Source organism: Synechococcus sp. JA-2-3B'a(2-13) (genome assembly GCF_000013225.1).
GTDB lineage: Bacteria > Cyanobacteriota > Cyanobacteriia > Thermostichales > Thermostichaceae > Thermostichus.
The window spans coordinates 1,257,375-1,270,018 of sequence record NC_007776.1; the positions used below are offsets into that span (position 1 = coordinate 1,257,375).

A 12,644-nucleotide genomic window follows, 5' to 3' on the forward strand; every position below is an offset into this window, starting at 1 on the left:
CTCACTCTCTCTTGAGCCATTGCCGGATCTGCTCGGCAGCTACATCGCGACCTCCCAACCCAAAAGCCAACGCCACCGCCACGGCAATCGCCCCCAGAACCAGACCAAAAGCCAACACCACAATGTCGGTGGCCACGCCCATCTGCTGCAGGGCCATGGCGCCAACAAAAACCAAGATAGCCACCCGCGCCGCCTGGGCCAGTACCCCTGAGGAAGGGCTACCCAAGCTCTTGATCATAGAGTGGGCCAAATTGGCCAAATAAAGACCGATCCCAAACACCAGGGCGCCGATGAGCACCCGACCGGAAATCAGCAACAGCCCCTGCACAATGTCGGTTAGGGCGGCAAACTGCAGCAACTCCACTGCCGGCACCGCCCCAAACAAGACCACGCCTACCCAGACCACCAAGCCGGCGATCTCGGAGGGAGTGCGACGTTTGGCAGCGGGATCCCCTTCAGGCTCAGGAGCAGCGGCCAGGGGCAAGCCCAGCCCCGCGACCAGACGGTCAAAACCCACCGCCTGCAGCAACTGGGTTACCAAGCTGGCCAAAAATTGCCCCAGCAAGTAAAAGACGGCCAGGATCAAAGCGGATCCCGCGATCAAGGGAATGGCCCGCAACACCTGCTCCAGCATCGCCACCGCCGGATCGGAGATGGCCCGAATTTCCAAGGCATTCAGCGCCGCAATCACCGCCGGGATCAACACCAAGACATACACCACCGTCCCGACGATCTGGGCCAACTGGGGAACGCCAAAGCGTGCCCCCAACCGATTTGCCCCTGCTGCCACCAACAAATTGGAGACGATCCCACGCACGATGCGGGCCAAAAACCAGCCCACTGCACCGATGATCAGCGCTCCCAAAATCCGCGGCACCATCGACAGCAACTGATCCAGCAGGTTTTGCACCGGCTGCAGCGGCCCCTGCAGGTTCAGGGTATCCAGGATGATCGGCAAAAAGAACAGCAGAATCAGCCAGTAAAGGGCATTGCCCAAAGTTTCATTCAGCAGGAAAGGGGTGACCTCTGTACCTCCCTCTTGGCCGGTTGGGGTTCCTTCTGCACCTGCCTCACCGGCAGTGCTTTCCTGTTGCAGAGGCCGGGCCAACTGCTCATCGAGGTTGAAACGCCGCAGCCCCTGGATGACCGCCAGCCGAGCAACAGTGGCCACCACCCAGCCCACAGCCAGCAGCACCAGCGCCCCACCCACCCGTGGCAGATAAACGAAGATTTCCCCCAAAAACCTGTTGAGCGGATCGGAGACAGCTTGAAGCTGCAGGGCATTCAGTACCGCCACCAACACAAAAGCAAGAATCACCCAGTAGACGGCAGCGGCCACCCAGCGCTCCGTTTGGGGCAGCTTCTCGCCGGGCTTTTGGCCCAAAACCCAAGCAGCCAAGCGATTGTCCAGTTGCGTCCTCTTGAGAAGTCCTCTGATGCCGAAGGCTACTGCCGTGGCCACTATCCAACCCAGAATTAAGATGGCAATCGCCGCAAGGAGATTGGGCATAAAATCGATAAGCCTAGACCAAAGACTGACGACAAAAGAGATGGCCTCATCTCCAATGGTGTTTCCAGAGGTGTCCATAATGATCCTCACAGCTTGAAAATGCTCAGGATGGACAGATAACAAGTGTAGGTTAACCTGAAGTGTTTTTTCAGGCAAGTTGGCCAAAGGGGGAATATGATATGAAAAATATATATTGAGGCAGAAATATCGGATCTCGAAATAAAACTTCACATTCTATTAACCCAAGGGCTCCAGCCATCAGTCAAAGCTCCGATGGGCCATCGAACGGCAAGGATCGAATTCAAGTTGTTGATACCGCAGATTATAGCTTTTCCCCACCGAGCAGGAGCTTTGTAGATTAAGTCAGGATCTCTGTTGTGCGATGGATGCGGCTGCATTGGCTAGAGTCAGTGTTGCTGGGAGGAACTGCAGCGGGCAGTTTGCATCCACAGAATGAGAGCATTTTGATGACCTATATAAAGAATCAAACGGGCAATCGACACTCGGTCAATGGGTTGGATCCCCTGTAGCCTTGATATGCTTAGCCTATTGGCTTGCTCACTGTCTGGCCTAAGGTGTATCCCGAAATACGTTTGCAGTTCTTCAATTTACAATTGATAGCCTTCTAAATCGGTTTCTTCCAATACACCAGCGCATCTTCTCCGTTGTAATACCCCTTGCGACGTCCCAGCCGTTGAAACCCTGCCGATTCGTACAGGCGGATTGCCGCTTGATTGGAAGCCTTTACCTCCAGAGTGGCCCAGCGGCAGCCTGCTGCTCTCGCTTGGTTCAGCAGTTCTTCCAGAATCCGCCGGCCCAAGCCCTGTTGCCGGTGCTCGGGATCCACCGCCAGAGAGATGATATGTGCTTCTTCTTCAATGCGCCAGAGAATGCCGAAGCCCACCAGCTCTTTTGTCACCTGCGTCGGCGAAGTGGGGTTTGGAGAGGGAAGGGGAAACTCGGCTCGGCCCGAGCCACACGAAGCGCCAACGGCAGCGGGTTCCGCCACTACCCCAATCACCGTGCTTGTGGGTCGTTCCAGCTCCGCTCGATATCCCTGTTCTCCCCAGTATCCCCCATAGCACCGCCGATCCAGCTCCAGCAGTTGGGGCAGGGCAGTGATGTCCAACAGCTGCAGCCGATAACTCGTACCGCTCATGGTGGCCTAGTCTCGCAATTCGCAGAATTCCGCCAACAACAACTGCCCCAAGGGATCGTCATCGGGAGCCGCGTAGGGCAAGGCTCTGCGGCTGATGCTCAAGATGTTGCCCCCCGATTGGGGATGGTGCTCCGCACCGCTTTCGAGAACAGGCTTGAGTTCGTAGTCGATCCCTTCGGTGAAGCCGGCTTCCTGTAGGTAGTCTTGGGCGGCTTTGAGGATCCCTTCTCGCAGTTGCGCTTTGACCGCAGGGGCCATGAGGTGGCGAACAAACCACTGGGCGCTGGCGGGATCCACCTCGGCGAGGTATCGAAGGGCAGGGGTCAACACGGCGGGGCGCTCTTGGGGGGAGAGGCGGTTGACCTGCTGGGCTACCGCGGGCACATCCCGCCGTTGCATGGCCTGGATCAGGGCTTGAATGTCTGGGGAGAAGGAGGGATCCGACACTTGGCTCATGGCTGGGGGTACCAGAGGGATTCGAGGGTGCGGACAAGGGCTGCTGCTTCGAAAGGAGAGGGAGCAGTCGGCAGACAGACGGTTACATGGCCCAGTTTCCGCCCTGGGCGGGCAGGGGTTTTGTGGTACCAATGCACCGTGGCATTGGGGAGCTGGGCCAGGCGCTGCCGCTTTTCTGGGTAATCGCCGGTGGAATGCTCATAGCCCAAGAGGTTCACCATCACTGCCCCCCCACACTTGAGGGAGGGATCCCCCAAGGGCAGGCCGAGGATGGCCCGCAGGTGTTGCTCGAATTGTGAGGTGCGGCAGGCTTCTAGGGTGTAGTGGCCGGAATTGTGGACCCGCGGCGAGATTTCGTTGATCCAGATCCCGGCCTTGGGGTGGGGCGGCGGCACCCAGAACAGCTCGATGCCAAACACGCCAACTGCACCCAATTTTTCCATCAGATCGGCTGCTAAGCGCCGGATCTCCGCCTCGGTGGTTGGGGGGATGCGGGCAGGCACCAGGACGTGGCGGCAGATTTGCTCAATCTGCACAGTTTCCACCACCGGGTAAACCCGGATCTCTCCCTTCAGCCCCCGCGCTACCATCACCGCCAGCTCCCGCTCGAACGGGATCCATTCCTCCAGCAATAGCGGGATCCCCTCAGATTGGCTAAGGGCCTGCTGCAAAGCCGCTCGCTCGTGCAAGATGCGGGTGCCCTGCCCATCGTAGCCCTGCCGCCGTCGCTTGAGCACCACCGGAAAGCCCAGTCCAGCCAGGTCTGCCGAATCCAACACCGCCTCCAGCGGAAAAAAAGTCGGCACCGGCAACCCCAACCGCGCCAGGAACTGCCGTTGGTGCAACTTGTCCAGCAGCGGCTCTAGCGTGCTGAGGCTGGGACGAAAGCGGGATCCCTCCGGATCCAGTTTTTTCAGCTCCGGCAGAGGGATAAACTCGTTTTCAAAAGTAACCACCGGGCAGCGCTCCAACAACTGGGCCGTGGCCTGGCTGTCGGCTGTGGATCCCCAAACCACCCCATCGGCCACTGCCACCGCCGGATCGGTGGGAGCAGCAGCCTGCACCACCAGCGGGATCCCCATCTGGCGAGCTGCCAAGGCCAACATCTGCGCCAACTGCCCGCCGCCAATCACCCCCACAGGTTGGGATCTCTGGTCTTTTGAGGATACCTGGGTTTCCACAGCCGTACCGTTATACTGGGTGGTGGGCCGCTGTCCATTGCTTCTGGGATCCAGAACCCCATTATGGGATCCCTTGCCCTCCAGCGCTAGGAGAAAAACGGTGGAACCCTCTCAACCCTCTGAGCTGAGAGCTCTAATCAACCGGGCTTTGGCGGACAAAGTCTTGACTCGCGCCGAGCAACAGCAGATTCTCAGTGCCGTCATGGCCGATCAAGAAATTTCCCCAGAAGAGCACGAGCTGCTGGAGTCGGTTGTGGAGCGCCTGAACAGCGGCGAGATCCGCGCCGTCGATTAAACCCTGTCTTCAGGTTGAGATTGCCCTCAAGACTTTGGAGAACTAGACTCCAGTCTGTCCTCGAACGCCGGGTATTCTGCTTGTATCCTTGGGCTCATCCCGTCGGGTGGATCGCCTAGAATAATCCACAACCCACCTCTTTCTGCTGCCATGAGTTCTCACTCTTCAGATTGGTTCACGCGGGCTCGCCACATTTTTTACGGCACGGCCACTGCTCTGGTGGAAATCCTGCAAGACCCGGAAAAGCGCACCGAAAACCTCAACCGCCTTTCGATGGACTTGGGCCAACTGGCGGCAGAGCTGGAGCAAAAGGGAGAGTTGATCGAGCAGGAGGCAATTCGTTACGTTGAGAGTCTCAGGGATCCAGCCGCCAACGCCCCCTCGGCAAGTCCTGACTCTGAAGCGCCTGTCGAGACTGCTCCCCCGACACCAGCTTCCTCCCCCAACAAGCCGGCTATCTCCAGAGAAGAGATGGCTGAGTTGATGGAGCTGATCCACCAGATCGAGTCCTTGCGCCTGGATTTGGAGCGGTTGCGCACCTCGTCCTGAGTCCTGTGCGGTTCGATATCCTTACCCTTTTCCCCGAATTTTTTGAAACGCCGCTGCGCATTGGGCTGGTGGGCAAAGCCCTACAGCAGGGGATCGCCGAAGTCCACTGCACCAATCCACGCGACTTCGCCACCGATAAGCACCGCCGTGTCGATGATGAGCCCTACGGGGGTGGGGTGGGCATGGTGCTCAAGCCAGAGCCTTTCTTCGCTGCTGTCGCCTCCCTGCCCCGGTTGGATCCCTGCGAGATCATTCTGCTGACGCCCCAGGGGCAACCGCTGAACCAGGCGCTGCTGCAGGAGCTGGCCCAGAAAGCGCAACTGATCCTGCTGTGTGGCCAGTACGAAGGCTTTGACGAACGCATCCGCCAATACCTGGCCACCCGCGAGGTGTCGCTGGGGGATTTTGTCCTGACCGGGGGGGAAATTCCGGCGCTGGCCCTGATCAACGGCGTGGTGCGGCTCTTGCCGGGCACTGTGGGCAAGGTAGACTCGTTAAAGAGCGAAAGCTTCCAGGCGGGGCTGTTGGACTATCCTCAATACACCCGCCCGGCAGAGTTTCAGGGGCACAAGGTGCCGCCGGTGCTCCTCTCAGGCGACCATCAAGCCATTGCCCGTTGGCGTCTGCAGCAGCAGTTGGTTCGAACCTGGCAAAGGCGGCCAGACCTGTTGGCCAAGCGCCCCTTGACCGCCGAAGAGCAACAGTTGTTGGCAGAGGGGTTGGCGGAGCAGCACCCTGGCGTGAACGATGTGGAGAAATAAATCATGCTCGGCAAGCTTCTCAACCGTCTCCTGAATCCATCGCCCGTCTGCTGGCGTGGGATCCCCTCGCCCCCAGTGCTGCTTCTGGTGGGAATGGCCTTGAGCTCGGTTCTGAGCGGTTCTGGGGTGGCCCTGGCCCAAAGCGGAAGTGTCAACGATGCCATTCGCCGCGACAGCAATCCCCCTCTGTTCGATGGCACCAGCATCAACGTCAACGATCTCTTCCGGGCTGCCGACTTCCTCTCCCGCCAGAATGCTGCTTCCCGCTGGGACGGCAAGGCCAGCGTTGATGCTGCTGTGGAGCAATTTAACCAATCCCGCCGCCGCTCCCTCCCGCTTTCTCCCGGTTCCTTGGCACCTGAGCCCACCCCCACTCCCTAAGGTTGGATCCCATTCCCGGTAAATCTGTTAGGATCGCAAAGCCGATCCCGTGCCTGCTGAAATGCGGTACACCGTTTTCGGGATCCATTAGGAGAACACCGCCGTGGTTAAGAGCACCCCCTCCAGCAAAGCCGATACGGAGCAGCGTTTGGATCCCGCCAGCCGGGGTCACTCCAAAGACAGTTCCACCGCACCCAAAGGGATCCCGGGTTTTATTCAAGAGACCCGCACAGAATTAAGCAAGATTGTTTGGCCGAGCCGCCGGCAATTGATCGGCGAGTCGGTAGGGGTCTTACTGATTGTGTTGGCTTTTGCTTCCTTCATCTACCTGGTCGATCAAGTGTTTGCTTGGGTAGCCACTCAGCTGTTCTTGTGATGTTCTGTCCTGAGGGGCAAGAGAGTCATGTTCAAGGATGGCTACAGGGAGGATGTGAGGTGATGAGGCCAGAGCAGCAGCGAAAACGTCGTGGGGGCCGTGTGGAGCACTTTGAGCCTGCAGACGCGATCCCGGAACCGGACGAGGGGGAAGGTCAAGAGCGTCGTAACCTGCGCTGGTACGCCGTGCAGGTGGCTTCCGGCTGCGAGAACAAAGTGAAGAGCACCCTGATGCAACGGGCGGCTGCTTTGGATGTGGCGGATCAAATTGTCGAGGTGGTGATCCCGAAGCGGACGGGCTTCAAGCTGGATCGATCCGGCAAGCGCCAGGAGCAAGAGGAGAAGATTTTTCCCGGCTATGTCCTGGTGCGCATGGACATGAACGACGACACTTGGATGGTGGTGAAAACAACCCCCAATGTGATCAACTTTGTCGGCACCGAAGAAAAGCGGGCCTACGGTCGCGGTCGGGGGCATGTTACACCGCGTCCCCTCAGCCAAAGCGAAGTCCAGCGCATCTTCAGCAGCGTCGAGGTGGAGGAAGTGCCCCTCAAAATCGACATGGCCCCTGGGGATCGCATCGAGGTGCTGTCCGGCCCCTTCCAAGGTTTCTACGGCGAGGTGGTGGAAGTCAGCCCAGAACGGGGCAAGCTCAAGGCGTTGATCTCGATTTTCGGGCGCGATACCCCGGTAGAATTAGAGTTTGGTCAAGTGCGAAAAGAGGTGTAACTGCGTTTCATGGCTAAGAAGTTGGTGGCCGTGGTCAAGTTGGCCATTCAGGCGGGCAAGGCCACCCCCGCTCCCCCCATTGGCCCAGCCTTGGGTCAACACGGGGTCAACATCATGGCCTTTTGTAAGGAGTACAACGCCAAGACGGCGGATCAGGCCGGGATGGTGGTGCCTGTTGAAATCTCCATCTTCGAGGATCGCAGCTTTACCTTCGTCCTCAAGACGCCGCCGGCTTCGGTGTTGATCAAGAAGGCTCTGGGCATTGAGTCTGGCTCCAGCGAGCCCCACAAAACCAAGGTGGGATCCCTGACCCGAGCTCAACTGCGCCAGATCGCCGAGCAGAAGCTGCCGGATTTGAATGCCCACGATGTGGAGGCGGCCATGAAAATTATTGCCGGAACTGCTCGCAGCATGGGGGTGACGGTGGTGGATTGATGGAGGGATCCCTTGCCCTATCTGAGGTGTTCACGGTCTTGAAAAAGTTGTTCTAGCAAACCACTGTGGGGGAGAGAAGTTCTCGCCAGTACCCCGAGGAGAAACGATGGCTCGAAAGCTTTCCAAACGTATGCAGGCTTTGCGGGAGAAGGTGAAGCCCATTGCCTATGCTCCCGAAGCCGCTTTGGCCCTGATGAAAGAGACGGCCACCGCCAAATTTGAGGAGGCGGCAGAGGTTCACATCCGCCTGGGGATTGACCCCAAGTACGCCGACCAACAACTGCGCACCACTGTAGTCTTGCCCAGGGGCACCGGCCAAGAGATCCGGGTGGCGGTGATTGCCCGTGGCGAGAAAGTGGTGGAGGCCCAAAATGCAGGGGCGGATCGGGTTGGCTATGAAGACCTGATCGAGGAAATCAGCAAGGGCATGATGGATTTTGACCTTCTGATCGCCACCCCCGATGTGATGCCCCAAGTGGCCAAGCTGGGGCGGCTGTTGGGGCCGCGCGGCCTCATGCCCTCTCCCAAGGGGGGAACGGTAACCATGGATCTGGCCCAAGCGATTAAGGAGTTCAAGGCCGGCAAGCTGGAGTACCGGGCGGATCGCACCGGCATTGTGCATTTGATCTTCGGCAAGTGCAAGTTCCCCGTCGAAGCTCTGCTGGAGAACCTAAAGGCAGTGCAGGAGTCCATCGATCGCAACCGTCCCTCTGGAGCCAAGGGCAAGTATTGGCGAACCCTACACGTTTCTGCTACAATGGGGCCCTCTATTGAGGTTGATATCAATGCCCTGCGGGAGCTGAAGTTGGCGACCTAAGCCTGGCTTCGGCGCTGCGATGGGTTGAAAAGGGTTTGAGTGAGTGTAATTTGGAGGAGGATCCCGGCAGAACATCTTTCCCCAGTCGAATAGCAAGCCGAAGACAGCAGGTGCCCGCGGGCTTAATGTCCTGCCGAGGTTTGAGCGAAGTTCAAAGGGATCCCTTCTTGGATCGCTTTTGATGGTGCGCTTATCTCCATGCGTCTCGGCCACGGCTGGGGCGCATTCTGTTTGGTAGAACCCAGATTCACCACCCGTTCAACCCTGGGTGACCATTGACAACAAAGGAGGTGAGCGCATGGGCAAGCAACCTTTAGCGAAGAAAGCGGAGATCGTCGATAAAGTCCGATCCCTGCTGCAGGCCAGCCAAATGGTGCTGGTGATCGACTACAAGGGGCTGACCGTTGCGGAGATGGACCAACTGCGGGCAGAGCTGCGCAAGTCGGATTCGGTTTGCATGGTTGTTAAGAATACCCTGATGCGGCGAGCCATCGCCGACCAAAAAGCTTGGGCAGGGATCATTCCCTTTTTGGCGGGGCCGACGGCCTTTATCTTGATTCGGGGCGATATTTCAGCCGCCCTGAAGGCGTATCAAGATTTTGCCAAGCAAACCAAGAAAACCGAGTTCCGCGGTGCTGGCATTGAAGGGCTATCCCTGACCTTGGAGCAGGCCAAGGCCATCGCCGAGCTACCGCCCAAGGAAGTGCTCATGGCCCAAGTGGCGGGCAGCCTCAAGTCGGTGGCCACCGGCCTGGCGGTCGGGCTCAATGCTGTGCCCACGCAAGTGGCGCGCGGTATCCACGAGATCCCAGCCTCTCTGGGGCGGGCCATCCGGGCCATTGCCGACAAGGAGGCTGCCTAAAGGGCTTCGGTTCATCAGCCCAAACCTATGTCATCCATTCCATTACCCCTTAAGGAGAAACCATCATGCCTTCAGAGCGCGTTGCAAAGATTTTGGAAGAGTTGAAAGCCTTGAGCTTGCTGGAAGCTTCCGAGCTGGTGAAAGCCATCGAGGAAACCTTTGGCGTCAGTGCAGCAGCCCCAGCCGGCGGCATGGTCATGGCAGCTCCTGTGGCAGCGGCTGCGGCAGCTCCGGCGGCAGCCCCTGAGCCGGTGGAAGAGCAAACTGCCTTTGATGTCATCCTCGAGGCTGTGCCAGCCGACAAGAAGATCGCCATCCTCAAGGTGGTGCGCGAGTTGACCGGCTTGGGTCTGAAGGATGCCAAAGATCTGGTCGAGGCGGCTCCCAAACCCGTCAAAGAAGGGGTTGCCAAAGAGGAAGCCAACGACATCAAGAAGAAGCTGGAAGAAGCCGGCGCTACCGTCAAGATCAAGTAGTTCAAGTTACGGGGAAAGCGCTTCTTTCTGGTCTAACGAGAAATCCAATCGAGACACTCAAACCCAAGAAGGGGGGCTGCTTCGGCCCCTCTTTTGGGTCTGCCCGACCATTGGCGTGAGTTCAGGATCCCTGCTCCGCCGCGCTTCCACCTCTCCGTGAGCTTTCAAGAGGGCAGCCAGCTTGCGACGCATGACGATGCTGGGTTTATCGGTAAACATGTGCTGCTCCGCCTTGATATCGAGGGGAACGTCATAGTCGGTGCTTTCCAGAACCCGTTGATCCTCAAGGGTCACCTGCCGATCGAAGGCGATGATACTCTCAGCTAGAAATCGCAGGAGCCCCGCACTGTACCCGTAGGGTCAGTGCCGAGAGGAATGCGAGGTTACAATAGAACCATGACCCAAGTCCTGACCGTATCCTGCAAGCTCAAGGCGTCCCAGTCGCAAGCCGCCAAATTGGACGCGACTTTGGAGGCTTTTGGCCAAGCCTTGAACTGGGTCAACCAAAACACACCCGAGAAAGTCGCCAACGCCGTTAAGCTCCAGTCTCTGTGCTACCGCGAAATCCGTGCCCGGTTCGGCTTGTCCAGTAACTTGGCAAGGACTACGTCCCGCTTACGCGACCAGCAGGTCTGCAGACGGCTGGCCGGCGCCCGTAAAGTTGCCCAACAGAAAAACCGCCCCGTCAAAGCGTTCAAAGGGGGCTTCGCTACCTACGACGCTCGTATCTTTTCGTTCCGCGAGAAAGACTGGACGGTGTCGCTGACCACGGTGGAGGGTCGGGAGCGCTTTGAGCTGGCGATTGGCCGCTACCAGAGAGAACGGCTGGCGGGCTCCAATCCCAAATCGGCCACTCTGGTCAAGCGTAAAGACGGCTCCTACTCCATTCAAATCTGTGTAGAAGCGGAGCCATCCCCACCGCAACGCACGGGCAGAGTGCTGGGGGTGGACTTGGGAAGGACAGATATTGCCCATACGTCAGAGGGGGATAACTGGAATGGACAGCAGTTGAACAGAGTCCGAGACCACTACTCCCGGTTGAGGGCGGCACTCCAACGCAAAGCCAGTAAGGGCACACGCAGTTCGCGGCGCAGATGCAGAGAACTGTTGCAACGGCTGTCTGGCAAGGAGAGACGTTTTCAGGCGTGGGTCAATCATCGCATCTCCAAAGCTATTGTCTCTAGGGCAAAAGCTACCAACAGCGCTATCGCCCTGGAAGACCTGACAGGGATCCGGAAAAGAGTCAATCAACAGCCGCGCAGCAAAGCCGAGCGGCGCAGGGCCAACAGTTGGGCGTTCTACCAACTACGCCAGTTTCTGGAATACAAGGCGAGGGTTGCAGGGGTTTCTCTGATTCCTGTGCCGCCTGCTTACACGTCGCAGACCTGTCACCGGTGCTTACACATCCACCCTGAGCAGGGCAAGTCCTACCGCAGTGGCAAGTCGTTCAAGTGTGGGCACTGTGGATGGGAAGGGGATGCGGATTTGAATGGTGCGAATGTGATTGCGCTCTTGGGGGCTGTCGTAAACCAGCCTAGAGGTTCGGGCCTGTTTTGTTCTCTGGTAGGGCAGAGCAGGCTCAGGGCTACTGAAAGCCCGCTCCGTACCGCTTTAGCGGTCGGAGTCGGGTAGTTTACCACTCACCTCTGCTTCTGAATCGTTGCGCAAACAGAATTGCACCACCTGCGAGGTTTGGTCGTCGATGGGGGTAGCCGCTGTGAAAATGATGTGGATGAGGCCGTTGGGGTAGGTGATTTTGAGCTTGCGACCAAAAGGCATAAACCAGGTGCCCTCCAGGATACGCACTGTGCGATCCTCTGACATCCGCAAGTTTTGCTTCTGCAAGTCACTGTTGAACACCGGCAAAACAGAGGTGGCCCGAAGGCCATATTCCAGTTCTTCAAGGCTGTCCAGATCTGGGGGTACAGGCTCGGAGATCACCCCAAAGCTCTGGTGATGGACGAAGTGGAGATGGGCATTGTCAAAGGAGTTTTCCATCAGGCGCAGGCCGGCGCATTTCCAGACCTCATAGAACTGATGAATTTGGCGAAACCGGGAATCCGCCACCTCTGGGATCTCGGGAATATCGGTCAAGGGATCCGCCAATGCCACCCAAACATAGCCATAGCGCTCTTGGCAGCGAAACCCCTCCACCTTGTAGGTAGGGGGGATGAAGTTGTCTGTAAGTTGGGGCACCTTCACACAGGTGCCGGAGCCGTCAAACTCCCAGCCGTGATAGGGGCAGCGGATGTGGCCATTGCAAACAACCCCTTTGGAAAGTTGGGCCGAGCGATGGCAGCAACGATCCAAGACGGCGCAAGGCTGCCCTGACTCATTGAGCCAAAGCACCAGAGGAGTCTTCAGCAGCGTGAAAGCTTGTGGGCCGGTTTCCAGGGCCGACATCGGGATCACGGGGTACCAAAACCGCCTCAGGACAGGTTGCTGGGTAACAAGCATAAACCCGCTCCACAAGCTCTAGTTCGGAGAATCATGAGCTGGCTTTTCGTGAGCCTAGGTGGCTCAAAGCACCGCCCCCCGTGAAAAAGATAGGCGTTGAAATGGCAGAAGTCCGTATAAGCCAACACAGCTTTGCCCTGGGCGCGTTTGTGCATCGATGGCTACCCCCCTGCCCGGGGATGGGCTATTGATCGAAGGAAG

17 protein-coding genes and 1 other annotated feature are annotated in these 12,644 nt (G+C 58.2%); of the genes, 11 read left to right on the top strand and 6 right to left on the bottom strand.

The window, feature by feature from the left end; genetic code table 11:
- Position 1: 1 nt before the first annotated feature.
- From CYB_RS05750 to CYB_RS05765, 4 genes are all read right to left on the bottom strand, one after another.
- Positions 2 to 1,588 carry a mechanosensitive ion channel gene (locus tag CYB_RS05750; RefSeq protein ID WP_148202712.1) on the bottom strand — a complete coding sequence of 529 codons (1,587 nt, stop codon included), beginning with the start codon at positions 1,586 to 1,588 and terminating at the stop codon, positions 2 to 4.
- Between the two features lie 547 nt (positions 1,589 to 2,135).
- Entirely contained in the window at positions 2,136 to 2,669 is a 534-nt protein-coding gene (gene rimI, locus CYB_RS05755; RefSeq protein ID WP_011432840.1) for a ribosomal protein S18-alanine N-acetyltransferase, read from the bottom strand.
- Between the two features lie 6 nt (positions 2,670 to 2,675).
- Positions 2,676 to 3,125, bottom strand: a complete 450-nt coding sequence (locus tag CYB_RS05760) for a hypothetical protein (protein WP_011432841.1) — start codon at positions 3,123 to 3,125, stop codon at positions 2,676 to 2,678.
- Positions 3,122 to 4,306, bottom strand: a complete 1,185-nt coding sequence (locus tag CYB_RS05765; protein ID WP_011432842.1) for a 5-(carboxyamino)imidazole ribonucleotide synthase — start codon at positions 4,304 to 4,306, stop codon at positions 3,122 to 3,124. Before CYB_RS05765 ends, CYB_RS05760 begins: the two co-directional genes overlap by 4 nt.
- Before the next feature lie 100 nt (positions 4,307 to 4,406).
- Here CYB_RS05765 and CYB_RS05770 point away from each other — a divergent pair, with 100 nt between their 5' ends.
- The 10 genes from CYB_RS05770 to rplL all read left to right on the top strand — a co-directional run bounded on the left by CYB_RS05770 (position 4,407) and on the right by rplL (position 9,986).
- Positions 4,407 to 4,601 (top strand): hypothetical protein, encoded by a 195-nt coding sequence (locus CYB_RS05770; protein ID WP_041436399.1) that lies wholly within the window; start codon positions 4,407 to 4,409, stop codon positions 4,599 to 4,601.
- A gap of 150 nt (positions 4,602 to 4,751) precedes the next feature.
- On the top strand, positions 4,752 to 5,150 hold the full coding sequence (locus tag CYB_RS05775; RefSeq protein WP_011432844.1) for a hypothetical protein: 399 nt from the start codon (positions 4,752 to 4,754) through the stop codon (positions 5,148 to 5,150).
- A 5-nt stretch (positions 5,151 to 5,155) separates the two neighbouring features.
- The gene (gene trmD, locus CYB_RS05780) at positions 5,156 to 5,911 is read left to right on the top strand and encodes a tRNA (guanosine(37)-N1)-methyltransferase TrmD (RefSeq protein WP_011432845.1); all 756 of its coding nucleotides are present in this window, start codon (positions 5,156 to 5,158) and stop codon (positions 5,909 to 5,911) included.
- Positions 5,912 to 5,914: 3 nt separating this feature from the next.
- Positions 5,915 to 6,292 (top strand): hypothetical protein, encoded by a 378-nt coding sequence (locus CYB_RS05785; protein ID WP_011432846.1) that lies wholly within the window; start codon positions 5,915 to 5,917, stop codon positions 6,290 to 6,292.
- Between the two features lie 103 nt (positions 6,293 to 6,395).
- Positions 6,396 to 6,668, top strand: a complete 273-nt coding sequence (gene secE / locus CYB_RS05790; protein WP_011432847.1) for a preprotein translocase subunit SecE — start codon at positions 6,396 to 6,398, stop codon at positions 6,666 to 6,668.
- Between the two features lie 62 nt (positions 6,669 to 6,730).
- Positions 6,731 to 7,396: a transcription termination/antitermination protein NusG gene (gene nusG / locus CYB_RS05795; RefSeq protein ID WP_011432848.1), complete on the top strand. Its 666-nt coding sequence runs from the start codon at positions 6,731 to 6,733 to the stop codon at positions 7,394 to 7,396.
- Between the two features lie 9 nt (positions 7,397 to 7,405).
- A complete protein-coding gene (rplK, locus tag CYB_RS05800) occupies positions 7,406 to 7,831 on the top strand; it encodes a 50S ribosomal protein L11 (RefSeq protein ID WP_011432849.1) in 426 nt (141 codons plus the stop codon).
- A gap of 106 nt (positions 7,832 to 7,937) precedes the next feature.
- Entirely contained in the window at positions 7,938 to 8,648 is a 711-nt protein-coding gene (gene rplA, locus CYB_RS05805; RefSeq protein WP_011432850.1) for a 50S ribosomal protein L1, read from the top strand.
- A gap of 79 nt (positions 8,649 to 8,727) precedes the next feature.
- Positions 8,728 to 8,887: a sequence feature (ribosomal protein L10 leader region), on the top strand.
- Positions 8,888 to 8,946: 59 nt separating this feature from the next.
- Positions 8,947 to 9,510 (top strand): 50S ribosomal protein L10, encoded by a 564-nt coding sequence (rplJ, locus tag CYB_RS05810; protein WP_011432851.1) that lies wholly within the window; start codon positions 8,947 to 8,949, stop codon positions 9,508 to 9,510.
- Positions 9,511 to 9,575: 65 nt separating this feature from the next.
- Entirely contained in the window at positions 9,576 to 9,986 is a 411-nt protein-coding gene (rplL, locus tag CYB_RS05815) for a 50S ribosomal protein L7/L12 (protein WP_011432852.1), read from the top strand.
- Between the two features lie 57 nt (positions 9,987 to 10,043).
- Here rplL and CYB_RS15370 read toward each other — a convergent pair whose 3' ends face one another.
- Positions 10,044 to 10,280, bottom strand: a complete 237-nt coding sequence (locus CYB_RS15370; RefSeq protein WP_011432853.1) for a hypothetical protein — start codon at positions 10,278 to 10,280, stop codon at positions 10,044 to 10,046.
- Between the two features lie 102 nt (positions 10,281 to 10,382).
- Here CYB_RS15370 and CYB_RS05820 point away from each other — a divergent pair, with 102 nt between their 5' ends.
- On the top strand, positions 10,383 to 11,618 hold the full coding sequence (locus tag CYB_RS05820; protein ID WP_011432854.1) for an RNA-guided endonuclease InsQ/TnpB family protein: 1,236 nt from the start codon (positions 10,383 to 10,385) through the stop codon (positions 11,616 to 11,618).
- Here CYB_RS05820 and CYB_RS05825 read toward each other — a convergent pair.
- The gene (locus CYB_RS05825) at positions 11,598 to 12,443 is read right to left on the bottom strand and encodes an aromatic ring-hydroxylating oxygenase subunit alpha (RefSeq protein ID WP_011432855.1); all 846 of its coding nucleotides are present in this window, start codon (positions 12,441 to 12,443) and stop codon (positions 11,598 to 11,600) included. The two genes, CYB_RS05820 and CYB_RS05825, sit on opposite strands and share 21 nt — an antisense overlap.
- Positions 12,444 to 12,644 lie beyond the last annotated feature (201 nt).